This is a genomic window from Shinella sp. H4-D48, assembly GCF_022637395.1.
Lineage (GTDB): Bacteria > Pseudomonadota > Alphaproteobacteria > Rhizobiales > Rhizobiaceae > Shinella > Shinella sedimenti.
This window is the reverse complement of record NZ_CP093337.1, coordinates 1,099,323-1,122,718: the sequence shown is the minus strand read 5'-3', so window position 1 is coordinate 1,122,718 and position 23,396 is coordinate 1,099,323. Positions and strand designations below refer to the sequence as shown.

The window sequence follows — 23,396 nt, the reverse complement described above, 5'->3', positions numbered from 1 at the left end:
TCAGGCTCCCCTGAGATTGCGTGCAGTGACGGGTGTCGTCGCCGAAAACGGCATGGACAGATCGATGTCGAGTTCGCCCGAGATGCACATCTGCATGACGGCGGTGTAGACGAGGTCCACCCCATCGACGTCGAGGGAGGTGAAGACCCCGCGCAGTTCTCCGTTCTCGTGCAGTGTCCTCCTCAGGATGCCGAGACGTGACGGAAAACGGCAGCGGCGGAGAGCTTGGACCACGAGCTTCAGTTCGGACGGGTCGAGTGCCGTCGCCTTGTGCGTCCACATGGCCTTGAGGTTCGGGAACAGTGGACGGGCGTGAACGCAGCGCTCGTCATGGACGGCGTAGGAGCAACCGTAGTGCGCGGCCATGTGGTCCACGAGGACATGGGTGCGCTTCGCGATCCACGGCTTTTCAGCCTGTTCGTTGAGCGGAATGTAGTCGATGACGACGACGCTGCCATCGGTGCGGCGCAGCGCGACGTCGGGCACATGAGCGCGCTTCACCGCCATGTTGTTGCGGGTCGGAGCCATATACTCCACCGTCATCGGATAGGCCGCGATCGTCGTGACATCGGGATCGGTGTCCGCGTGAACGAGGCCGTCCGCCATCAGGGGAAGACGAGCGAAGACTTCCCCCGCAGGAGCCTTGTCCGTCGGGAACGTGACCGGAAGGGTGCGGTAGCGCGTACCCCAATCAGGGGTCCATGCGGGAACATGGTCGGAGGTGAACAGAGATGGCGGCAGATTGTGCGGGCCGAAATCCATAAGGTCCATGTGTCAGTTCTCCGCGACGTTAAGCAGAAGACGAGCAACCTCGGCAACGTCCCGGAGGGTGGCCATCCCCTTGGCGTCGATCGGCACGGATTTTTCGATAAGGTCGGCGGGTTTCACGAACACGGGCGTTCTCCTTTCCTTTGCGTGTCGGAGCCGGGACGAGCGATATCGCCCCGGCTCGAGTCTGCTGCGGCGGCTCAGAAATCATCCCTGTCGGTGATGGCGCAGTAGACGGGCGGAAGCGGTGGAAACTCTTCCTCCAGTTCTCCGAAGGTCATTGTCGAGGGAACGAACGTGTCGGTGCGACCAATAGCGAAAAATTGGTCGAGAGCCTTGATGCGGTTGTCTGGTTTCATGACGCACTTCTCCTGTTGCCGGGCGCGATGGCGCGCGCGGCATGAAAACGAAACTGGTTGGCGAACGGCGGCTCCGCTCGAACGGGGCAGCCGAAGGCCCATTATGATGGGAGATGCCCCTCGGTGTTGCGAGGCGTGATCAGGCTTGGAGGGCTGATCAGCTACCAGCGCCGTATTCGCTCTCCATTCGAGACCGCGAACCGGGAGCAGCAATGAAAACACGGGATCGCCGTCCCCGTAGGCGCTTTTCGCGCCGACGGGCTAAGTAACCGGTTTTCTTGTTGATTTTCCGGGTTGCCCGGACTATTTGTACGCCATGGGTGGTATTTCCTTTTGTTGACCACTCGGTTGAAGCTTGCTGGTAACAGGCCCAACCATCTAAAAACGGGCCGCCTTGCCGGGCGGCTCGTTTTGCCTCCGGTAACACGAACACCTTCTTCAAGGTTGTGCTCAGCCACCGTTGCCCGACATATAGAGTCGGAAATTCACCGTTTTCAAGTCCCTGTTTTTTCGAGCAATCGTCCGCAAATGATCGCGAATCAGGTCTTTTGCGCGAGTGCCAGCGCAGCGAGTGGCGACATAGTTCATCAATGCCGAACTCAATCAAAAATTGAATCTGGCTATTTGATACGGAAGCTGCACCGTCCGTAAAAATGTTCTCGTTGCCGAACGATCTTCGCGACATTTTCCGAGGCAGATGATTCCTTGAAAAATTCAGGTACTCGCATCGATTTCCTTGCCGCGAACAAGATCGGCTGATCATCCGGAGACACTGCCTAAGGATTCCTGGAACTTCGCCCCGCGATTTCCGCGAATCCTTGAACAAGATGGAAATCTCATCTGCCTCGCCATAGACGAAATCCAACACGGTTGAACCGTGCACGTCCGGTCCCGCCGGATCGGCGTGACTATTCCCGGATGTGCAACACGGCCCGTCTTCACCCTCCCGCTCCGGATTCGCATGCCGTTGAAAGAGACGTTCCTTTCCCGAGGCAGCGCATGAATCCTTTCGCAGCGAGGTCTGCCATTCCTTTGGCAAAGGAAATCCAGCCAAAATTCGTGCGCTCGATAACTCAAGAACTCGCATTGCAATCGAATCCTTTAGTTTCAAGGAATTGAATTCTTTGATTTTTCCTTGCGAAACAAGGTTCAGACCAGCGCATCGATGCAACTTGGCCGGTAACCGCTCGCTTGTGATAGGAGAGCCAAGGCGCACATCAGACCTCTTTTCTGGTATTGGAGATAAGGCCGTCCTTCGAGATCGAGGTCCTGAAATTGACCTCTCCGCCGTTCATTGTGCTGCCCGTATTCACGAAATTGTGATCGCTGCTGCTGGTCTCGATAGCGGACCTTACTGTTTCCGCCGACAATTCTGCCTCCCGCAACAGGCGGCCATGAAGATCGAGAAGCGCATTCCTGTGTTCCTCGAGCAAGGTTTTGGCGCGCCGGAATTCTGCCTGTAGCGTCGCTTCGACGGACTTTCGCAACCCTTTGCGGGTCGATCGGATCACAGACAGTCCACGGGGTGTATCGTCGGCCTCGACTACCAGAGTCGATCCGAGACCCCATTTGATTTCCATCATCGTTGCGATGTCGGTTGCACGGTTCAGGTCTGCGGACGGGTCTCCGCCGGCTCCGTTTCCATAATCGCCAAACAACAGCTCCTCCGCGGCGATACCACCGAGCAGGATGGCGATCTTGTTACGGAAGTACGTGGACGTCTTCCGACTGAACAGCCGCTCTTCGAACTTCGTGAAACCGAGAGACTGTGACGCGCCGCCGGCACGGCACATCTGCTGGACGGAAACCGATACGAGCGGTTCAGCCTCAAGCAGTACGCCCAAGATGGCGTGGCCAAGCTCGTGAGCGGCCACCCAGCGCTGAACCGCCATCGGCACTTTCAAGACGGGGGGCATGGCATCGGCGAGATCGGCCAGCTGCATCGACCGATTTAGCCTTCGCGCCGTACGGCGGGCATCTCGAACACAACGCTCGATATCGGCACCGGACCAACCATCGCTCGCGGATACAAGAGCATCGAGATTTTCGCTAAGGAACTCGTCACGGAGATAGAAGCGAAAGATTTCGTTGCGAGCCGCGTCGTCTGGAAGTGGAATGGAGAAATGGCGTTCGAGCCGTCCCGCACGTAACAGAGCAGGATCGATAACGTCCGGATAGTTCGTCGCGCCAATCACGACCACGCCTTCATGCGACTGCGCGCCGTCCAGCAGTTCCAGCAGCGCATTGACAACCTGGCGGTGGTAGTTGTCATTGCCGCCAACTCTATCGTCCCGACTGGAGAAGCCGTCGAATTCATCGATCAACAGAATCGACGGTGCCTGTTTGGCCGCTTCGGAAAACGCCTTTCGCATGGCTTTGAGCATGTCGCCCAAGTGACCGGCAGCCTGCCACCTAGCGGCGGAACCCAAAACAAGCGGCACGCCGCAGGTCCTCGCCAGCGCCGCCGCATAGGACGTCTTTCCGGACCCCGGAGCGCCGGAAAGCAGAATACCGCGATCAACGGCATCCCACGCAAGCATGCCTGCTTTCCATGCTGTCAGGTCTTCGGCAAGTTCGAGGCCCCACGTTTGTGCGTCACCGTAGCCCGGCAACTCCCGCAGCGTCGGAGCGGACAACGGAGCGTCGGAGGACGTGGTTTCCTTTTCGACTTCAGGGAACCGGCGCAATTTTCCGAGGCTAGCAGCAATGGATCGGCCGCGACGCAGCCCGAGTTCAGCTCGCTTGGGGGATTGGCTCGCGAGGAGTTCGGCGTCAGCTTCCGTGATGTTCCCGAAACCCATACGCCTTGCTGCGATCCGGTAGTCGCTCGGAAGTGGCATCGGCACGGTGACAACGATGTCAGCCGCGATGCGGATTTCGTCCGTTGCTAGTTCGGCGTCCTGAAGAAGAATGATCGCCCGCTTGAGTTCCTTCAGTTTTCGAAAACCGGAAAACTGGTCAGCCAGGTCAGTTTCCTCGTCGACCACCAGGACATAGTTGCTGCCGTGTTCCCCTCCGAGCGGCACTGTACCTTCGAGCAGCCACCTGGCAGCGGCTTTGTAAGAATGGACCTCTGCCTGCGGAGGCATAACGAACGCGGCAACAAACGGCGTCCGCCTTTTCAGGAACTGGCGGATGGACCGTGACATTGCGATGATCGCAAGATGTGCCGGCAGAGACAGCTCGTATTTGGAGTCGTGATAGGGATCGCGGTTGCCCATCAGATTGGCGGTGTAGGCTTGCATGGATGCCTCGGGAAATGGAGTGACGGGGACTTGATGGAGTGGTCAGTTCCCTATTCTCCGCACCATCGTCTGGGGTCCGAGTAGCTCCGCATCCAGATCAACCTCGACGAAACCGTTGAGGATCATCTGCGCAAGTCCGGCAACCGGCTTAGTTTCAGTGAAAACGGTCAGGCATTCGACAATCGTCAGACTGCCGTGTTCTTCGAGCGTCGCGAGCAATTTCAGTCTATCGCCGAGGGCGAGATAACAGCTTCCGTATCGAAGCAGGTCCTTCGCATTGCGAAGCCGGGGACCATCGTAGACTTCATCTGCGAGCAGACGACGATAACGGAAGCCCTGCTGCTCGGCCGAGGTTTCGATTTTGCCGATAGCAATCGGCAGCGCCCTGTCCGGCGCGTCGACCAGCATCCTGCCGCCGTCGTTGTTCACGACACCGAAATCGGGGACGTGGACAGCGTCCCCACAATCCAGGGAAACAGGCATACAGTGCCACGAAATGATGGAGGGATTGACGTCCAGCAGGCAAGCGGCATCACGCGCCGCCTGGGATCGGAACACGGCAGGCCCATCGCATTTGATGGTGGCGGCCGGATAAAATGCACGGATGGACGCGGAATTACGACTCGTGCGAAGCGACTTCGCGCGCTGTGCGATACCCATTTGCAAAACCTCAAGACAATACGGTTGGTCGTCGCCGCGGCGATCGCGGCAAGCGGAGGTCAACCTATTCTTATGAGGCGGGCGTCGATTTTAAGCATGCGCGAACAAATAGAGAACAAAAATCGGAAGGTCAATAGCCCGTGCGAATCTTTTTTCGCGCAGACGTCCATACGCTACCGGTCCTGACTATGACAAAGTTGCAGGAGGAGGACGAACGCGAATTACCAAGTTTCAAGCCTTTGCCCACCAGTTGCTGTTACACCTCACGAACATTCCACCGATGCCGATGGCGGCGACTTTTTCATAAAACCGAGCCGTGTCACTCGACCAAAGAGCGGCGGCAACATAGGTTCCAGCCAATCGTGCCGGGTCGAGACCAAGATCATTGGGTGAGAAGACCGTGCATTCTGGGTACTTAGCGCAGGCGCAGGTCCCAAGCGAGCCTCTCTGGATGCTACGTGAATCGCAAAACGATCACCTCATGATAAGGTCACTTAGACGTCGCCACGCGGTTGTACCGCGGAGAGTCGGATCGGCTTCGGCAATGTCCGCTAGTAGGGCAGAAAGTTCGTGAGGGACGTATGCTGGCTTGAGCGCAACGATACGGTCCGCAACTTCCAAGACCTCATGAGGCCATCGTTTAGCAAGAGAATCTCTCCCCCTCTTTTCGTCCTCTCGTCTCTGCCGGAAAATAAACATGTCGGGATGATCGATAGGCCTGAGGAAGTCTTTGATCGTGTCCACTATTTCGGGGAATTGGTCTGGCTTATCCTCCGCTATGCGTAGCATCGTGTCACTAGCAGCCCCGGTTTGAAAACGAGCTTCTTGAGGCCATATTGTTGCGAAGAACCTTTTACCGAACGACTTCCAAGCCTTTCCTTCTTCTATAATCCGGTGAAGGGTCCACAAGGCCGTCTGTCGGCCTATGTCATCCACTGATTGCAAGGCCTGCCGGCATTCGTAGTCGCTGATGTATTTTCCACTATTTTTATTCCAGTATGTCGCGATGATCAGCACAGCGACGGCGTGTCGCTCGTCGCGATCTTCCGACAACCATTCCTTTCGTTCATCGAAAATTCTAAGAAATTGGCCTTTGAGCAAAGCGAAAAGTTCGGTCGGCTGCGGCACCCGTTGACGGAACAGCAATGCATTCCACGCCGCTTCGGCAAGCGGGTGACAAAGGTCGAAAATCGGAACGACGACCTTTGTCGTCCAAGTTTTGTCTACGTAATACAACCAGTTAAGCCTCTGAGCCAGGAGGGAGGCCGCATGGTCTGCTCCTTCGCCCACTGACCCCAGCGAGCGCTCGAGGCGGATAGTGACGTTGGAGGAAATTCTTTCGTTTTTCTTGAATTTCCGTTCGCCTATCGATGCAAACAATGCGTCTACAAGATGCCCGATGGGACCATTGATAGCGTGATCGAGAGTCCTGCGGGATCGCTGGACGATCTTGCCGCCCACTGTTAACTCACCCATACCGCTGGAGGTGGCGTCGTCTCCGGATTCCTGCAGGGCGGCGAAAACGTCGTCCCAGACCCGATAAAAGTCATCTGGGTGAGAGGTTGCGATTCCAGTAAAATGATCCCTGATCCAACTTGTCAAGTATGCCCTTAGCTCAAATTGAACTTGCCGGGGCAACCTTGCCAGCCTAAGCCCACACAACCTGGTTGCCCTCTGAGAGGCTTCCTTTGGCCATTTCGAAAGTAACTGCCTCCAATGTCCAACCGGGTAGTTCTGGTGACGAGCCTCGAAGGCCAGTGCAGCAAGAGCAAATGAAGGCCGTTCGGCCACAACGCCCTCGAACGGCGCGTACTCCACAAACGCATCCTGGTCGCGTCCGGACAATTCTATGGAGCGCGCGATAAGTTTCGAAACTCTGACACCCTCAAGATTGACCGGGTCGACACGTCGTTCCACCCATCCTACACGACCATCCATGTCTCGGTCGGCCTTGGTTTCCGAGCGTTCGGACCAGTCAGCAGTTGCTCTGATCTCGGCTAACTTGCTCAACGCAGGCTGTGAAAGTTCACAGCTATTCTGATCCAACCAGCCAAGCCGAGAGCCGATATTGTACCGAAGGCGGCGTTCAACCTCAGTGGGATCATCTTCCGAGAACCGATCAGGTGGCTCGCACAGGCGATCTTCTATTGCCTTCCGTTGATCGGCCGAAAAATCTCCCCATTTGGCCCGGAGTAAATGCAGAAGGTCACGCTCCAGATACGGGTCCCAAAACGAATCCTCCTGAAGAGCCAAAATACTTTCGGCGATGGCATCGGGGTTGAATAGGCTATCAATCTTCCACGCAAACAGTCGAAACTTGTCAAAGAAAAATCGATCGTTCGGAGGCCATTTGGCGGCCTCCGCCAGGGCTACTGGCGGGTCCGATTCGGCGAGACGCTTGAAGAGTTGGGTGGCCCAAAGAAAGAGTTCTGCTGGACCATCGCTGGGAACATAACGTTCGCCGCGTCCAGCATCGGGTTCTATGGCAGGCAGGTGAAAGTAAGCTGCGGACCTGCCAGTGTCTTGTAAAAGGTCGGCAGCTCGCTCCAACGAGCGGTTTACTATCTCAACTAGGCGGGGTAGTGCTTCAACGGGAACGTCAATATCGTGGTTATGTCTCGACGGGCAATGGACCGAAAACCTAATCAGTTCCTCAATTTTGCCGTTGCTGTCGTGGCCATCACCCATCGGCAAAAGCGGCATTGATCGGAATGACACTTCCACTTTCAATCGAGGTTTGACTGCCTTCTCGAAAGAACGATAAATCGCGCTGCTCCAGCCGCCGCGTTTGAGCAACGCCACGAAATCGAACCATCCGAGGTCATGAACATCGATCCCGCGCTCTTCTTCTATCTCAAGGATTAGGTTCCACACCCGCTGGACGTTGTCGGGAAATTTCGTTCCATGGCCAGTTAAACGTCGATTGATGCCCCAAAGAATATCGGGATGGAGATTGAGTTGCCGGCTTGCCCACCAAATCGCAATCCATTCGTGTGCGACCGCTTCGAACCAGCGAGTTAGAGACCAAAGCCGACGGGGGATAGCACCCCGCCGTTTGGGTGAGGCCCCGGCTAAGCGGAAGAAAATGTCGCTGTCCGTGTCAGCTGGGAGCTTCCCTAAAAAATCTAATCCGCCTGCGTCGGACCTCCCCCCGTCGAGCCTGGGAGGGTCGTCATCCAGACCGTATTCTGAGAGAGGATCGATTTCGCTCGCATCGTCGCCGTAACCATCCTTGAATGGCTGGGAATATCGAATATTCCGATCGAGTACACACAGCCATTCTGCACAGGGTGGAGGATTGGCCTCCGCAAACCCCCTTGCTCCCTCAGGAGTTGCAGCAAGAGCAGCTATTTGCCCGCGTTGATATGGTTTCAGCACCCGCGGAGAATTGTTCGCCATCGATAGCGTTTTTGCGCGCCACCCGTCTGGATCATCTGCGCGCTCGGCCCATGCCTCAAGGGTGCCCCAAAGGTCTTCAAAATCGCCAAAGGGAATACCAGACACCCCAAGGTCACGCCATTTAGAATGGACTTCGTTCTCCTCTCCTCGGTCGAATGCATATATCGGTTGCAGCTTCGCCGAGGTACTGGCGTTCAGCCCCTCAAGGAGATAGCGGATCGGAGGATCGCCTGCCGAATAGCCCAACAAGACAACTGTTTTTCTCTCCAAGAGTTGGCGGAAAAAAGCCGTGGCCCAGCCGTCGGCAAGATAAGCGCGACCGAAATCACCTGATCCAAGAACGAGAGCGCTCGATGGTCCCTCAGTCTGGCGACCGCTCCCGAGTCTGCCATGGAGATAAACAACCCCAGAATGGAAGCTGTCGCCCGTCATGATTGGTAGCATTGGCGGAAACCATCGCCTCAAACGCGGCATCGCTCGCTCGAACAGGTGGTCAAAGTTCGTGGTAACGACAAACGGAATCCCCCTGACGTCTTTTGACAGGCGGAGCACAACCTCGTGATTATACGTGATTGCTTGTTTCGGTGTCTTCAGAAGGCGCGTGACCTCTTTTTCGATCTTTTCTGTCGTATAGGTACGCTGAAGTTGCCCAAAAACCTGATCGAAAGGCGGAGCAAGATCGGGATCGTTTTTCGCAATGGCCTGAGCCATCTGCATACCCACCTTTGAGCTGGCCTGAACTCCCAACTTTCTCATGACCTGAACGGTGAGTTCGAAAAAGCTGAGCAAGCCAGCAGGCTTGGAGACACCCGCACCACAAAAGAACACGACTTCACCCTGATCCCGAGCGGTGAGCAGTTCTATGGGGATAGCCGGTCCTGATTCGATAAATCGCATAGGTGCAGCTTTGCACAGCACAGCTTTGAAGAGAACTGAGGTCTTAAAATATCGATGCGAGTCTCAAAAAGGGGAGGAATCCGGACTTATGTGGCGACGAGTCCAGACTTGTGCGACGACAGTCCGGGTTGATGTGGCGATGAACAATGGTGGTGGGCCCGGAGGGACTCGAACCCCCAACCAAGCGGTTATGAGCCGCCGGCTCTAACCATTGAGCTACAGGCCCTTCCCGGCCGTGGCGGCGGGGGTTCGTCGGTCAATGGCGGCCGACGGTGTTAACCGTCTAGACGAAATAGTCTTTTCTCACAAGCACTGCCGTAATCTCTACACAATGAACGACGATGAACACTGCAAGGGACACAATCATCAGGAGATTTGCCAGCATGTTCCATGCAATCACCGGCCGTCGCACGGGCGCCAGCCTGTTCGCCCTCTCGCTTGCCGCCGCCACCGCCCTGCCGCTTGCCGCGCACGCCCAGGATGCCGCCGCCGCAAAGCCGCGCGAGGCGACCATCATCGTGACCGGAGAAGGCAGCGCGGAAGTGGCCCCCGACATTGCCGTTGTCGATCTCGGCGTCGTCAAGGACGGCAAGACGGCCCGCGAGGCGCTCGACGCCAACAACAAGGCCATGGCCGACATCCTCGCCGCCCTCAAGGAAGCGGGCATCGAGGAACGCGACGTGCAGACCTCCGGCTTCATGATCAACCCGCAGTACCAGTATCCGCAGAGCTCGACGGGCGAAAACCCGCCGCCGGTTCTCATCGGCTTCCAGGTCACCAACACGGTGACGCTGCGCGTGCGCGACCTGACGAAGCTCGGCGAGATCGTTGACAAGACCGTGACGCTCGGCGCCAACCAGGGCAGCGGCATCCGCTTCGTCAACGACAAGCCGGAATCGACCGTGAGCGCCGCCCGCAAGAAGGCCGTCGAGAATGCCGTCGCCAAGGCGAAGGAACTGACGGAAGCCGCCGGTGTGGGCCTCGGCCGCGTGATCGAGATTTCCGAAACGTCCTACCGCGCCGAAGCGATGCCGATCGCCCGCGCCATGGCCAAGGATTTCGCTGCCAGCGGATCGGTGCCGATCGCAGCCGGCGAGAACAGCTACTCCGTCACCGTCAACGTGACCTTCGCGCTGAACAACTGACACAGCGCACGCTTGCAGAAATGACGAAGGGCCGGGAAACCGGCCCTTTTTCGTTGCTGACAGGATCGGGGCGCTTCCCAAGGACATCAAAACGCAAAAGCCCTCCCGACGATGTCGGGAGGGCAGGCCGTTCGCCGGCCGGGGGTGACGAGGCGAACAGCTTTCCCCGTGGGAGCCGGCGTCACGCCGGCCCCGCAGCTGTTCAGCGGCGCCACATGGCGGGGCAACCGCGCTCGTTGGCAAAGATCATGCGGGTATATTCGCCGCGGCGGAAGCCTTCGACCACGACGCGACGTGGCGACATGTCGGCAATGTTGGCGCGGCGCATACCGAAATCGCGCGCCTTCTCGATTGCAAGGCCCGGTGCGCAGCGGCCGCGGCCACGACCCCAGCCACCGCCATGGCGGCGATCGTCACGGCGATCCCAGCGGTCACCGCGGTCGCGACGATCACGGCGATCCCAGCCGCCGTCATCGCCCCAGCCTTGCTGGACCTGAAGGAAACCGTTGCGGTAGCCGATGTTGTCGATGGTCACGCTCACGCCGGCAGCCGAGGCGGCCGGAACAGAAGCAGTCAGGGCGCCGAGACCGAGGACGGCGGCGAGAATGGTCTTGGTCAGAAAGGTCTTCATGAGAGGCTCCTGTTGGCTCCGGCAGAACCTTTTCTGACCGGCGATTGAAAACACCTTATGGCTGCGATGCTGAACGCAAATGGAATCGTCCGTTCAGCCTGCGTTCAACTTCATGAACCGTTGAACAGGGCAACGCGGGTGATTTCCCCCTCATCGACCTCCAGAAGCAGGATCTTTTCGCGCGAATAGGTGCCGCCGCCCGCCGTCTTGCCATGCGCCGTCACGCGGATGGCCACCGCCTGGCCTGCGGCATCGCTCATGACGAGCGCATCGGCATAGGTCTCGTCGGATGACTGGAAATAGCGGGCAAAGCGGTCGCGCAGTGCCTCACGGCCATTGTCGCTTCCCTCGCCGATGCCGGAGAGGACGACATCCTCCTGCACACGGGCGGAAAGCGTGGTGAAATCGCGGGCGTTCAGCGCGGCGATGACGGTGCGGGCAAGGTCGGTCGTATCAGCCATGGGGGTCTCCTCTCGATGGGCAAGGCGCCAAACGGGCGAGCCCGAAAAGGGTTCCCGTCAGGCGCCGAGATGCAGCACGATCTCGCGCCGGTGCGGGCGATCACGATGCTCGAAGAGATAGAGCCCCTGCCAGGTGCCGAGCGCAAGCCGTCCGGCCATGACGGGGATGCCGATGGAGACCTGCGTGAGCGCCGCCTTGATATGCGCCGGCATGTCGTCCGGTCCTTCCATCGTATGAACGACCCAGCGCATGGAGGGATCATCGGACGGCGGCACGAGCCGGCGGAAGAACCGGTCGAGATCGTGCCGCACGTCGGGATCGGCATTCTCCTGAATCAGCAGCGAACAGGAGGTGTGGCGCACGAAGACGGTCAGAAGCCCCTCCGTTACGCCGGCTTCACGAACGAAAGCCTCTACCTCGCGGGTGAACTCGTAGAGCCCCTGCCCGCGCGTGGATATCTCGATCATGCGTTGCGGCACGATGAAAGCCGCCTCAACCGATAAGCCAGGACAGACCGCCGCCCAGCACGATGAACACCACGATGACGCCCATGAAGCGGGCGAGCCCCATATTGGTATCCGTCGTATCACCGACGATCGCGTAATAGAGGTGGTTCATGCTGCGTCCTTTCCTGACGGATGGGAGAGTGATAGCGCAGGCCGCGCGGCCTCACAACTCGAGGAAGGGCCGGAAGCCGCCATAGATCATGCGCTTGCCGTCCAGCACGTCCTTCCACGCGTCGCCCTGCATGCGCGGATCCTTCATGACTTTCGCATTGATCTCGTCGCGCTTTTCCCGGGATGGGTAGGTGATCCACGAGAAGATCACGACCTCGTCGTCGCGCGCCTGCACGGCACGGGGGAACGAGGTCAGTTCACCATAGGGTACATCGTCACCGATGCATTCCACGTAGTCGATCGCGCCGAGTTCCTTCCAGACATCGCCGGCGGTGCGGGCCATCTCCTTGTAAGCCTCGATATTGGCCTTCGGCACGGCCAGCACGAAACCGTCAACATAGGTCATGAGCGTCTCTCCTCCTGTTTTGCACAGGACAAGGACGTGGCGCGCGGGCCCGATCCGACAAGGGGTCGACATTTTTCCGCATGCCTTGCGACGGCAGATTACCAGCCGCCGCAGGACCTCAGCTGGCGGGCATAATTCGACGCCATGGTCGAGGCCCGCTTCGCGCCGGCCTTTGCCGTGCCGCTCCAGTTGCCGCGCTGATAACCCGTATGACCGTGATAATAGGCGATGTAGAGGCGGTACGTATCGTTGAGGGCAATGCCGTTCCGGCGGTTGCTCTCTGTGTGATACCAGCCGATGAAGCGGATCGCGTCGTTGAAGTTGGTGCGCTTTGCCGCCCAGCGTCCCGTCTCGCGCTGGTAGCGCTTCCAGGTGCCGTCCAGCGCCTGCGAGAAGCCGAGCGCCGACGACTGGCGTTTCCACGGAATGAAGCCGAACAGCTTGGTGCGCGGCGGGCGCGCATTGTGCCTGAAACCGGATTCGGCGTAGATCGTTGCCATCAGCACGGGCACGGGCACGCCATATTCCCGCTGGGCACCATAGGCGGCTTTCCGCCAGTTATCGAAAAGTCCATCGCGCTGCTCGAAGATCGCGCAGGCATTCTGTGTCTGCCTGGGGACAGACGCGCAACCGGCAAGCAGCAGGAGAACGACGATCAATACGCAACGCATCGCAGTTCCTCGAAAATCGAGGATATTTATAAAAGGTAAATCTTAACAATTCGTTTTGATTCAATTGCCGGAAGTCTGTCCCATCTATGCGGCTGATCCGCCCATCAAAGATGCAAATGCATTATTTTGTTGCTCTTTTTGCCCTCGCGGCCTAATCAATCCATAGCTAGCCGGCCTCTCGCGCACGATTGTTCCGGACCGCTGAACACGGCCCCTGCACCCGGATTTCGGCCAACGCCATCCGCATGCACGGGCGCTTGCAACCGGGCCCCGATGGCCCCCGTTGAGGAGAACATCATGAAGAAGCCAATTTTCGCCGGAGCCTTGCTCGCTGCTTCCGTCGCCTTCGCCCCGCTTGCCCATGCCGATATCGTCATCGGCCTGATCGCCCCGCTGACGGGCCCCGTCGCGGCCTATGGCGACCAGGTGAAGAACGGCGCGGAAGCGGCCGTCGCCGAGATCAACAAGAACGGCGGCATCCTCGGCGAACAGGTCGTGCTGAAGCTGACCGATGACGGCGGCGAGCCCAAGCAGGGCGTTTCGGCCGCCAACCAGATCGTCGGCGAAGGCATCCGCTTCGTCGTTGGCCCGGTCACCTCGGGTGTCGCCATTCCGGCCTCCGATGTGCTGGCCGAAAACGGTATCCTGATGGTCACCCCGACGGCGACGGCACCGGACCTCACCGCCCGCGGCCTCACCAATGTTCTGCGCACCTGCGGCCGCGACGACCAGCAGGCCGAAGTCGCCGCCGCCTATGTTCTGAAGAACCTGAAGGACAAGAAGGTCGCCGTGATCCACGACAAGGGCGCCTACGGCAAGGGTCTTGCCGATGCGTTCAAGGCAGCAATCAATGCCGGCGGCATCACAGAAGCGCTCTATGATTCCGTCACGCCCGGCGAGAAGGACTTCTCCTCGCTGCTCACCCGCCTCAAGGCCGATGGCGTCGAAGTCATCTATTTCGGCGGCTACCACCCGGAAGGCGGCCTGCTCGCACGCCAGTTGAAGGACCTGTCGGTGAACGCCACCATCATCGGCGGCGAAGGCCTGTCAAACAGCGAATACTGGGCCATCGGCAACGAAGCCGCTGCCGGCACGCTGTTCACCAACGCATCCGACGCGCTGAAGAACCCCGACTCCTCGGCCGCCGTCGCCGCGCTCAAGGAAAAGGGCATTCCGCCGGAAGCCTTCACGCTCAACGCCTATGCCGCCGTCGAAGTGTTGAAGGCCGGCATCGAGAAGGCCGGCAGCGCCGATGACCCGGCCGCTGTCGCCACCGCGCTGAAGTCCGGCGAAGAGATCCCGACCGCCATCGGCAAGCTGACCTATGGCGAAACCGGTGACCTCACCTCGCAGAGCTTCTCGCTCTTCAAGTGGGAAGACGGCAAGATCGTCTCCGCCGAGTAAGCAGGCGCGACCTAAACATGCGAACGCCGGGGCCCTGCCCCGGCGTTTTTGCTTGCGGATGAGGGGTCAAACGCGTGTCTTCCCACGCGGGCCTTATCGCCCGGCGCGGAACTTTTCCTTCAGGCGGGCGATATCGGCGTCGCTCCAGTCCTGCACGTCCGTCACCGCAATCCACGGGTTGATATAGTGCTCGCCGGCATAGACATGACCCAGCCCCATCGGCGCAGTGGTGGCCATTGCCATGTCGAGCGTCAATTGCAGGAAGGTGACCACCGGATACCACTGGAAGTCCGGCGAGACATCCGGTCCACGCGGGAAGGCCATCCAGTCAGGCTGGCGATACAGCGAATAGGGATCGTAGAAGGTCACGGGGTCGCTGGCATATTGCAGGTAGACGATGCGCATCGGGCCCCAGTGGTCGCCGGCCTCCGGCAGCACGTTCTTCTGGCTGGTGAAGCGCACATAGGAACCATCGCGGAAGCGCGGCAGCCAGGCCGGCGTGCCGGGATTGCGGTCGGCGGTCATCTTGCGCCAGATGCGGCTGGGGAACGGCGGGCCGGCCCATAGTGCCCCCTCATAGGGATCGCCGATCACCTCGAACAGTTCGGCAGACTGCTCGGACGACAGTGCGCCCAGGCTAAGACCGTAGAGGTAAAGCTTTGGCCGGCTTTCCTTCGGCAACGTCGTCCAGTGATTGTAGACGGCGCGAAACAGTGCACGGGCCGCCTCCGCACCATAATCGGGCTCGGCGATCAGCGACAGCCAGCTTGCGAGATAGGAATACTGGATGGAGACGCTCGCGATATCGCCATGGTGCAGATACTCGACGGTATCGAGGGCCTCGGGATCGATCCAGCCCGTGCCGGTGGGCATCACGACCAGCAGCGTCGAGCGCTCGAAGCCGCCGACGCGGATCAACTCGTCGAGCGCGATCCTGGCGCGCGCCTCCGGCGTTTCCGCCGCATTGAGCCCGGCATAGATGCGCAGCGGCTCGATGGCCGGCTTGCCGGTGAATGAGGCGATATCCTGCGCCGAGGGGCCGCTTGCCACGAAGGAGCGCCCCATGCGGCCAAGCTCGTCCCAACGCACCAGCGAGGCGGCGCTTCCCGATTTCAGCGGATCGGACGGCTCTTCCGTGTCGGGCTCAATGACCTGGTCGAGCCGCCGGAAGGATGAATCCGCCGTGTGCAGCACGAAGCGCAGCAGCAGCCCGTCCGCCATCGTCCAGAATAGCGTGGCGGCGAGTGCCGTGCCGATGACGTAAGACACCCGCCGCGGCGCGGCGACACGCGACGTGCTGGCAATGAGCCGCACGACAAGGGCGAAGAGCTTGCCGAAGGCAAGCAGGAGCAGGAAGATGCCGAGCCCGATGGCACCGACATAGAACGGATGCGCCGTCTCGATCGGCGGCAGATGCATCAGCGTGCGGATGGAGTTCTGCCACTCGGCCGCGCGCCAGAGGAAGACGAGCACGACGATGGCGCAGAGCGCGCCGGCGACAACCCGAAGCCACAGCCGCACCGGCCCCTGCGTCACCGGCAGCTCGAACCAGCGCCAGAGCGCGGCAAGCGCAACGCCCAGTCCATAGCCACAGGCCATGGCGACACCGGAAAGAATGCCCTGCGTGACATAGGTGCGCGGCAACAGGCTCGGCGTCAGCGAAACCGCGAAGAACAGCGTACCGAGCAGGAGGCCGACCACGGAGAACGACAAGAGAAAAGACCACAACCGATCCCGCATCCGCACCTCCTTCGCAGTCGCCCGGAACCTCGCACAGCAACTGCTGTGAGGCAACTGTAGGTGCGCGTTTTGCCCATCCTTCGCACGCGGATACGGATTGCCATATGCTGCAGGATGGCTTATCGGGACATCGTCGATGACTGATCGGCCGTAAGCGTTTGACGTCAAGCAACGCATCCAGACCTGAAATCGTCCGCGAGGGCGTTTGCGCAAGGTTTACGATGCCGACGCCAGAACGATTTCCCTTCAAAGGAAAACTGCCATGCAGCTTACGCGCCTGCCGGCCCGCTATGCGGGTTTCGTCATGCCCCTCATCCTTTCCGTTATCATGACGATGGTCGTGTCGGCCGTCGCCACCTGGCGCAATCTCGGCCTGCAGGCCGATTTCGCCAGCCATTGGCTGCCGGCCTGGGTGATATCCTGGACCATCGCCTTCCCAACCCTGCTTCTCGCCCTGCCGCTCACTCGCCGCCTCGTACGGCTGCTTGTTCGGCCGGCCTGACGCACAAACGCAAAAGGCCCGGTCGCGAAAACGACCGGGCCCTTGCAAGAGTGCAGGACAGGCTCAGCTGTCCAGGAAGCTTCTCAGCTTTCTGGAGCGGCTCGGGTGCTTGAGCTTGCGCAGCGCCTTCGCCTCGATCTGGCGGATACGTTCGCGCGTGACCGAGAACTGCTGGCCGACTTCTTCCAGCGTGTGGTCGGTGTTCATGCCGATGCCGAAGCGCATACGCAGCACGCGCTCTTCGCGCGGCGTAAGCGAGGCCAGAACGCGGGTCGTCGTCTCGCGCAGGTTCGCCTGGATGGCGGCATCGATCGGCAGAAGCGCGTTCTTGTCTTCGATGAAATCGCCGAGATGCGAATCTTCTTCGTCGCCGACAGGCGTTTCCAGCGAGATCGGCTCCTTGGCGATCTTGAGGACCTTGCGGACCTTTTCGAGCGGCATGGCAAGCTTTTCGGCCAGTTCTTCCGGCGTCGGCTCGCGGCCGATCTCGTGCAGCATCTGGCGCGAGGTGCGGACGATCTTGTTGATCGTCTCGATCATGTGCACCGGGATACGGATCGTGCGGGCCTGGTCGGCGATCGAACGGGTGATCGCCTGACGGATCCACCACGTCGCGTAGGTGGAGAACTTGTAGCCGCGGCGATACTCGAACTTGTCGACCGCCTTCATGAGGCCGATATTGCCTTCCTGGATGAGATCGAGGAACTGCAGGCCGCGGTTCGTGTACTTCTTGGCGATCGAGATCACGAGACGGAGGTTGGCTTCCACCATCTCCTTCTTGGCGATGCGAGCTTCGCGCTCGCCCTTCTGCACCATCGAAACGATGCGGCGGAATTCGGCGATCGAAATGCCGGTTTCGGTCGCGAGGTTCTGGATCTCCTGACGGATGTCGCGGATCGTCGTGTTTTCGCTCTTGGCGAATTCCTTCCAGCCGCGAGCGGCCAGATTGGCAATCGACTTCATCCAGTTCGGATCGAGTTCCGCGCCGGAATACTGCTCGAGGAACGAGTCACGCTTGACGCCGTAGCTTTCGGCAAGGCGCAGCAGGCGGCCTTCGTTCTGCATCAGACGCTTGGAGATGTCGTAGAGCTGCTCGACGAGGCTGTCGACGCGGTTCTGGTTGAGCGACAGCGACTTGACGGCCGTGATCAGCTCGTCCTTGAGCTCCTTGTAGCGGCGCTCCTGGGCGGGCGACAGCGTGCCGGTCGCCTGCAGGCGGGCTTCCACCTGCTGGTCCTGCAGCTTGCGCAGCTTCTTGTAGGTCTCGGCGATCGTGTCGAGCGTCTCCATGACCTGCGGACGCAGTTCCGCTTCCATGGCGGCGAGCGAAAGGTTCGACTCGTCGTCGTCCTCTTCCTCTTCTTCCGCCGGCTGGCCCTCGCCGCCGACATTGGTGATGTCGTCGTCGTTTGCCGCACGCGGCTTGCGGTTCTTTTCCTTCTCCTCGGCGGCCTTGCGGTCGGCCTCGATCTTTTCAGGAGACTGGAACTGCGGAGCGGCCTTCGCCTCAGGACCGGAATAGGTGGTTTCGAGATCGATGATCTCGCGCAGCAGCGTCTGGCCTTCGTTGAGTTCATCCCGCCAGATGATGATGGCCTGGAACGTCAGCGGGCTCTCACAGAGGCCGGCGATCATGGTCTCGCGACCAGCTTCGATGCGCTTGGCGATGGCGATTTCGCCTTCGCGCGACAGAAGCTCTACCGAGCCCATCTCGCGCAGATACATGCGCACCGGGTCGTCGGTACGGTCCGTCGGCTCCTTCTTCTTGGCGGTCGCAAGCGCGGTGCCGCCGGAAGCAGCCAGTTCGCCGCCTTCGCTTTCGTTGTCGTCGTCGCTGCTTTCGTCGTCGCCGCCCTGGGCCGCCTCTTCGGCGTCCTCATCCTCGATGACGTTGATGCCCATGTCGGAGAGCATGGACATGGTGTCCTCGATCTGCTCCGAGGTGACTTCCTCGGAGGGCAGAACGGAATTCAGCTCATCCATCGTGACATAGCCGCGCTTCTTGGCGGCCTTGATCATCTTCTTGACGGCATCATCGGAAAGATCGAGAAGTGGGCCGTCGGATGCGCCTTCGCGTTCGTTTTCGACTTCCTCGTTCTCTTTGACCTTCGTCGCCATTTACTCTGTCGCTTTCCTGAATATCCGTTTCCAAGCGGTTGGGGGTCCGCAGCCGATCGCCCTTCGGCGTGCGTTACCGCGAATCAGCATCCCTGACCTAACGGATGGACAATTAAATCCCGATTAACCACGCCCGGCCTGCGGGCTTGTGAACGCGCCGCCGAGGCGACACGACTGCATGACTTCCCGATCGCCGTACCCATTCCTTGCTCGCCAACAATGGTGATTCCCAGAATTTTCGGTTGCGTCAAGCTTTTCCGGCAAAAAACCCGTAAAAGCCTACGATTCGGGTTTCTAGACGGGAAAGCCGGCATAGCAGGGTGATTGTCCCTCATGTAGGTGCGCTTCGCGCAAAGACAAGGGCTTGCAAGCGCCTGATGTCCGGCGATCCGGCCCAGGCGATTCGCTTCAGCCTCTCAGAAGGACCGCCCGTCCACCTTTGTGATCGTCAGCGCCTCGATATCGATGGCCGGAATGCAGCGCAGATTGACCGCCGCCATGCGGTTTCCCTTGGGGTCGGCGCCCTCGCCATAGGGCGCGATACCGCAATTGGCACAGAAATGATGCTGGATGACGTGATGGTTGAACGTGTAGGTCGACACGTTCTCTCGCGGCGTGGTCAGCCGCAGGTTTTCCGCCGGTACGAAGGCCAGCAACCCGCCGCGCCGCCGGCACAGGGAACAGTTGCAGTCGAGTCCGCTGTCGAACGTGCCCTCCACCTCGAAGACAATGTTGCCGCAATGGCAGCTTCCCTCATACATCATCGCTTCTCCTCCCCATCCATGTCCGCCGCCATCGCGGCAGGCCTCAATACCAGTCCATGACGACCTTGCCGGAATTGCCCGAGCGCATCGCCTCGAAACCATCGCGGAAATCGTCGATCCCGATCCTGTGCGTGATGATCGGGGCAAGGTCGAGGCCACCCTGCACGAAAGCGATCATCTTGTACCACGTTTCGAACATTTCGCGTCCATAGATGCCTTTGAGCGTCAGCATCTTGAAGATGACCTTGTTCCAGTCGATGCCGAAACCGTCAGGCGCGATGCCGAGGATGGCGATCTTGCCGCCATTGTTCATCGTGTCGATCATCGAGCGGAAGGCCGGCGGCGCGCCCGACATTTCAAGCCCGACGTCGAAACCCTCCGTCATGCCGATCTGCGTCATCACTTCCGCGAGATCCTGGCTGGAGGCATCCACGACGTAATCGATGCCGACCTTGCGGGCGAGTTCCAGACGGACGGGATTGATGTCGGTGATGACGACCTTGCGCGCACCCGACCGCTTGGCGACCATCGCGCCCATGATGCCGATCGGGCCCGCACCGGTGACGAGCACGTCCTCGCCGACGAGGTCGAAGGAGAGAGCGGTGTGCACGGCATTGCCGAACGGGTCGAAGATCGCCGCAACCTCGTCGGGCACGTCATCGGGGATGGGCACCACATTATATTCCGGCAGGCAGACGAACTCGCCGAATGAGCCCGGCCGGTTGACGCCGACGCCCTTGGTGTAATGGCACAGATGGCCACGTCCGGCGCGGCAGTTGCGGCACTTGCCGCAAACGATATGCCCCTCACCCGAGACGCGCTCACCGACCTTGTACTTGGTGACGGACGAGCCGATCTCGGCGATCTCACCGACGAATTCATGGCCGACGACCATCGGCACCGGAATGGTCTTCTGCGCCCAGTGATCCCAGTTCCAGATATGTACATCCGTGCCGCAGATCGCGGATTTCTTCACCCGGATCAGCACATCGTTCGGCCCGACCTCCGGCACAGGCACATGCTCCATCCACAGGCCGACCTCGGGCTTTGCCTTAACCAGCGCACGCATCATGTTCGACATGACGAAACCTCCGCAAGGGATTCAGAAGACAGTTCAAATAACGCCGAGTTCGCGTCCCACCTCAGCGAAGACGTCGATAGCCCTGCGGACATCCGCCTCGCTGTGCGCGGCCGACATCTGGGTGCGGATGCGCGCCTGCCCGCGCGGCACGACGGGAAAGGAGAAGCCGATGACGTAGACGCCCCGGGCCAGCATACGGCTCGCCATTTCCTGCGCCAGCGCGGCATCGCCCAACATGACGGGAATAATGGGGTGCGTCTCGCCCGCCAGCGTGAAGCCGAGCTTCGTCATCTCGCTGCGGAAGAGGTCAGCATTGGCATAAAGGCGCGTGCGCAACGCATCGCCATTGTCGATGAGATCGAAGACCTTGAGCGAGGCGGCCGCAATGACCGGCGCCAGCGTGTTGGAAAACAGATAGGGCCGCGAGCGCTGGCGCAGCCATTCGACAACTTCAAGTTTGCCGGACGTATAGCCGCCCGAGGCGCCGCCGAGCGCCTTGCCGAGCGTGCCCGTGATGATATCGACGCGGCCTTCGACACCGCAATGCTCTGCCGAACCGCGGCCGTGCCGGCCGACGAAACCGACGGCGTGGCTGTCATCCACCATGACCATCGCGCCGTATTTTTCGGCGAGATCGCAGACGCCCTGAAGGTTGGCGATGATGCCGTCCATCGAGAAGACGCCGTCGGTGGCGATCATCTTGAAGCGGCTGCCCTCAGCCTTTTTCAGCTCTTCCTCAAGGCTCCCCATGTCGTTGTTGGCGTAGCGGAAACGCTTGGCCTTGGAGAGACGCACGCCATCGATGATCGAGGCATGGTTCAGCGCATCGGAGATGATCGCGTCCTCTTCACCGAGCAGGGTTTCGAACAGGCCGCCATTGGCGTCGAAGCAGGACGAATAGAGGATCGTGTCTTCCAGCCCGAGGAAGGACGATATGCGCGCTTCCAGCTGCTTGTGCTCTTCCTGCGTGCCGCAGATGAAGCGCACCGAGGCCATGCCGTAGCCGTAACGGTCGAGCGCCGCCTTGCCGGCCTCGGCCAGCTCCGCGTTGTCTGCGAGGCCGAGATAGTTGTTGGCACAGAAGTTCAGCACACGTTCGCCCGACTGGACGGCAATTTCGCCGGCCTGCTTTGAGGTAATGACGCGCTCGGACTTGTAAAGGCCACCGGCCTTGAGGCCCTCGATCTCGGATTGCAGATGGGTGATAAAGGTGGACGTCATGGTCGCGCACTCACGGCTGGAAGGGACATTCGGCGGATCAGGCGACGCTGGCCGCATAGGCGGCGATCAGAGGCTCCATCTCGCTCATTTCAGGAAATTTCGTATAGCTATGCACGGCAGGGACCGTCGCCCAGGCCAGTTTCTCGCTCGTGTAGGTTTCCACGAAGGGACTGTACCATGCCACATCGTTCAGCATGGTCGGCCGAACGTTGACGAAGAAATCCAGCCCGGGCATCCGGGTGAACATCCATGTCATGCAATCCGGACAGAAATGATGCCCGATATGCGGACTGGCACCGGCAACGACGGGTTCGCCGGCAATAACGGCAAACCCTTCAGTCGGGATCGCTGCGCTCAGCGAGTAAGCGCTGGCCGACATGCGCTGGCAGCCTGTGCAATGGCAGGCCATTGTGATCAGCGGCGGTGCATTCACGCGAATTTTGACCCGCCCGCAACGGCAGGCACCATCGAGCGGCAATTTCGGTCGTTTCATGGCTCGGTCCTCTCAGGATGGATGCTTAGGGACGCCCGCAGGCGATCAGCAGGAACATCGGCCGGTTAAGCTCGACCTGCCATTCCGGATGCTCGGCGAGCTGCGCAGCACTCGGCCGCCATTCCTCGACATGGCGAAGCGTGAAGCCCGCCTCGATCAATGCGTTCAGCGTCGTGCCCAGCGTGCGATGATATTTGACGACGCCCTCAGCGAGCCAGTCCGTCGTGCGCTGGCCTTCGATGAGGTAGCCATCGACCGGCCAGACCGTTTTCCCGCCGACCTCGGCCCAGTCGGGCGTGGATGGCGCCATATAGATGGGATGTTCGATAGTGAAGACGAAATCCGAACCCGGCACGAGCGCGGCATGGATCATACGGACCAGACGATCGAAATCCGCGATATAGTGGAAGGCTAGCGACGAATAGGCCAGATCGAAGGCCTGCGCCGGCAGGTCGAGCCGCTCGAGATCGGCAATCTCGTAGCGCACGGCCGGTGACGCGGTTTCGGCGCGCGCACGGGCGATCATGTTCTCCGAGAGATCGAGGCCCAGCACACTTTGCGCGCCCTCGTCCGCCGCATGACGCGCAAACCAGCCGAAGCCACAGCCGAGATCGACAATGCGCTTGCCCACGAGGTCCGGCAGCATCGCCCGCACCGAGCCCCACTCTGCCGCACCCGCAAGTCCGTAAAGCGAACGGGGCAGATTGCTGTACCCCTCGAAGAAGGCTGGCTGGTCATAGATGTTCTGGGCCATGGCGCATCCTTTCAGGGACAGGACATACCGCGTTTTCCACATGCGGAAAAGCGAGGGGT

Annotated in this window: 22 protein-coding genes and 1 tRNA gene; 3 read left to right on the top strand and 20 right to left on the bottom strand. The window is 60.0% G+C overall.

Annotation, left to right across the window (positions count from 1 at the left end; genetic code table 11):
• From MNR02_RS05355 to MNR02_RS05325, 7 genes are all read right to left on the bottom strand, one after another.
• Positions 1-771: a hypothetical protein gene (locus MNR02_RS05355; RefSeq protein ID WP_241948348.1), complete on the bottom strand. Its 771-nt coding sequence runs from the start codon at positions 769-771 to the stop codon at positions 1-3.
• A 197-nt stretch (positions 772-968) separates the two neighbouring features.
• On the bottom strand, positions 969-1,127 hold the full coding sequence (locus MNR02_RS05350; protein WP_241948347.1) for a hypothetical protein: 159 nt from the start codon (positions 1,125-1,127) through the stop codon (positions 969-971).
• A gap of 157 nt (positions 1,128-1,284) precedes the next feature.
• The gene (locus tag MNR02_RS05345) at positions 1,285-2,214 is read right to left on the bottom strand and encodes a hypothetical protein (protein ID WP_241948346.1); all 930 of its coding nucleotides are present in this window, start codon (positions 2,212-2,214) and stop codon (positions 1,285-1,287) included.
• Between the two features lie 130 nt (positions 2,215-2,344).
• Positions 2,345-4,372 (bottom strand): AAA family ATPase, encoded by a 2,028-nt coding sequence (locus tag MNR02_RS05340; protein ID WP_241948345.1) that lies wholly within the window; start codon positions 4,370-4,372, stop codon positions 2,345-2,347.
• A gap of 42 nt (positions 4,373-4,414) precedes the next feature.
• Positions 4,415-5,032, bottom strand: coding sequence for a hypothetical protein (locus MNR02_RS05335; RefSeq protein WP_241948344.1), 618 nt, complete (start codon positions 5,030-5,032; stop codon positions 4,415-4,417).
• A gap of 474 nt (positions 5,033-5,506) precedes the next feature.
• Positions 5,507-9,328 carry an SIR2 family protein gene (locus MNR02_RS05330; RefSeq protein ID WP_241948343.1) on the bottom strand — a complete coding sequence of 1,274 codons (3,822 nt, stop codon included), beginning with the start codon at positions 9,326-9,328 and terminating at the stop codon, positions 5,507-5,509.
• Positions 9,329-9,478: 150 nt separating this feature from the next.
• Positions 9,479-9,554, bottom strand: a tRNA-Ile gene (locus MNR02_RS05325).
• A 157-nt stretch (positions 9,555-9,711) separates the two neighbouring features.
• Between MNR02_RS05325 and MNR02_RS05320 the strand changes: the two genes are divergently transcribed.
• A complete protein-coding gene (locus tag MNR02_RS05320) occupies positions 9,712-10,473 on the top strand; it encodes an SIMPL domain-containing protein (RefSeq protein WP_241948342.1) in 762 nt (253 codons plus the stop codon).
• 202 nt (positions 10,474-10,675) lie between these two features.
• Here the strand turns inward: MNR02_RS05320 and MNR02_RS05315 are convergent, their stop codons facing one another.
• The 6 genes from MNR02_RS05315 to MNR02_RS05295 form a co-directional block, all read right to left on the bottom strand.
• Positions 10,676-11,104: a hypothetical protein gene (locus MNR02_RS05315; protein WP_241948341.1), complete on the bottom strand. Its 429-nt coding sequence runs from the start codon at positions 11,102-11,104 to the stop codon at positions 10,676-10,678.
• Positions 11,105-11,214: 110 nt separating this feature from the next.
• Positions 11,215-11,565 carry a nuclear transport factor 2 family protein gene (locus MNR02_RS05310; protein WP_241598201.1) on the bottom strand — a complete coding sequence of 117 codons (351 nt, stop codon included), beginning with the start codon at positions 11,563-11,565 and terminating at the stop codon, positions 11,215-11,217.
• 57 nt (positions 11,566-11,622) lie between these two features.
• Positions 11,623-12,033: a secondary thiamine-phosphate synthase enzyme YjbQ gene (locus MNR02_RS05305; protein WP_371746716.1), complete on the bottom strand. Its 411-nt coding sequence runs from the start codon at positions 12,031-12,033 to the stop codon at positions 11,623-11,625.
• Between the two features lie 25 nt (positions 12,034-12,058).
• Positions 12,059-12,184: a hypothetical protein gene (locus tag MNR02_RS22890; protein ID WP_256464528.1), complete on the bottom strand. Its 126-nt coding sequence runs from the start codon at positions 12,182-12,184 to the stop codon at positions 12,059-12,061.
• 51 nt (positions 12,185-12,235) lie between these two features.
• Positions 12,236-12,589 carry a DUF1428 domain-containing protein gene (locus tag MNR02_RS05300; protein ID WP_241598198.1) on the bottom strand — a complete coding sequence of 118 codons (354 nt, stop codon included), beginning with the start codon at positions 12,587-12,589 and terminating at the stop codon, positions 12,236-12,238.
• A 98-nt stretch (positions 12,590-12,687) separates the two neighbouring features.
• Positions 12,688-13,260: a transglycosylase SLT domain-containing protein gene (locus tag MNR02_RS05295; protein WP_241598197.1), complete on the bottom strand. Its 573-nt coding sequence runs from the start codon at positions 13,258-13,260 to the stop codon at positions 12,688-12,690.
• A 297-nt stretch (positions 13,261-13,557) separates the two neighbouring features.
• On the opposite strand from MNR02_RS05295, the gene MNR02_RS05290 reads away from it, so the two are divergent.
• The gene (locus tag MNR02_RS05290) at positions 13,558-14,664 is read left to right on the top strand and encodes a branched-chain amino acid ABC transporter substrate-binding protein (protein WP_241598196.1); all 1,107 of its coding nucleotides are present in this window, start codon (positions 13,558-13,560) and stop codon (positions 14,662-14,664) included.
• 93 nt (positions 14,665-14,757) lie between these two features.
• Here the strand turns inward: MNR02_RS05290 and MNR02_RS05285 are convergent, their stop codons facing one another.
• Positions 14,758-16,404 carry an alpha/beta-hydrolase family protein gene (locus MNR02_RS05285; RefSeq protein ID WP_241948340.1) on the bottom strand — a complete coding sequence of 549 codons (1,647 nt, stop codon included), beginning with the start codon at positions 16,402-16,404 and terminating at the stop codon, positions 14,758-14,760.
• 262 nt (positions 16,405-16,666) lie between these two features.
• Here MNR02_RS05285 and MNR02_RS05280 point away from each other — a divergent pair, with 262 nt between their 5' ends.
• Entirely contained in the window at positions 16,667-16,906 is a 240-nt protein-coding gene (locus MNR02_RS05280) for a DUF2798 domain-containing protein (protein ID WP_241598194.1), read from the top strand.
• Positions 16,907-16,969: 63 nt separating this feature from the next.
• Here MNR02_RS05280 and rpoD read toward each other — a convergent pair whose 3' ends face one another.
• From rpoD to MNR02_RS05250, 6 genes are all read right to left on the bottom strand, one after another.
• Complete coding sequence (gene rpoD, locus MNR02_RS05275; RefSeq protein WP_241598193.1) at positions 16,970-19,024, bottom strand: RNA polymerase sigma factor RpoD; 2,055 nt, start codon at positions 19,022-19,024, stop codon at positions 16,970-16,972.
• A gap of 416 nt (positions 19,025-19,440) precedes the next feature.
• Positions 19,441-19,788, bottom strand: coding sequence for a GFA family protein (locus MNR02_RS05270; RefSeq protein WP_241948339.1), 348 nt, complete (start codon positions 19,786-19,788; stop codon positions 19,441-19,443).
• Positions 19,789-19,831: 43 nt separating this feature from the next.
• Positions 19,832-20,869: an L-threonine 3-dehydrogenase gene (gene tdh / locus MNR02_RS05265; protein WP_241948338.1), complete on the bottom strand. Its 1,038-nt coding sequence runs from the start codon at positions 20,867-20,869 to the stop codon at positions 19,832-19,834.
• A 33-nt stretch (positions 20,870-20,902) separates the two neighbouring features.
• Positions 20,903-22,090: a glycine C-acetyltransferase gene (locus MNR02_RS05260; RefSeq protein WP_241948337.1), complete on the bottom strand. Its 1,188-nt coding sequence runs from the start codon at positions 22,088-22,090 to the stop codon at positions 20,903-20,905.
• Positions 22,091-22,127: 37 nt separating this feature from the next.
• Positions 22,128-22,583, bottom strand: coding sequence for a GFA family protein (locus MNR02_RS05255; RefSeq protein WP_241948336.1), 456 nt, complete (start codon positions 22,581-22,583; stop codon positions 22,128-22,130).
• 25 nt (positions 22,584-22,608) lie between these two features.
• Positions 22,609-23,337 carry a bifunctional 2-polyprenyl-6-hydroxyphenol methylase/3-demethylubiquinol 3-O-methyltransferase UbiG gene (locus MNR02_RS05250; RefSeq protein ID WP_241948335.1) on the bottom strand — a complete coding sequence of 243 codons (729 nt, stop codon included), beginning with the start codon at positions 23,335-23,337 and terminating at the stop codon, positions 22,609-22,611.
• Between the last annotated feature and the right edge of the window lie 59 nt (positions 23,338-23,396).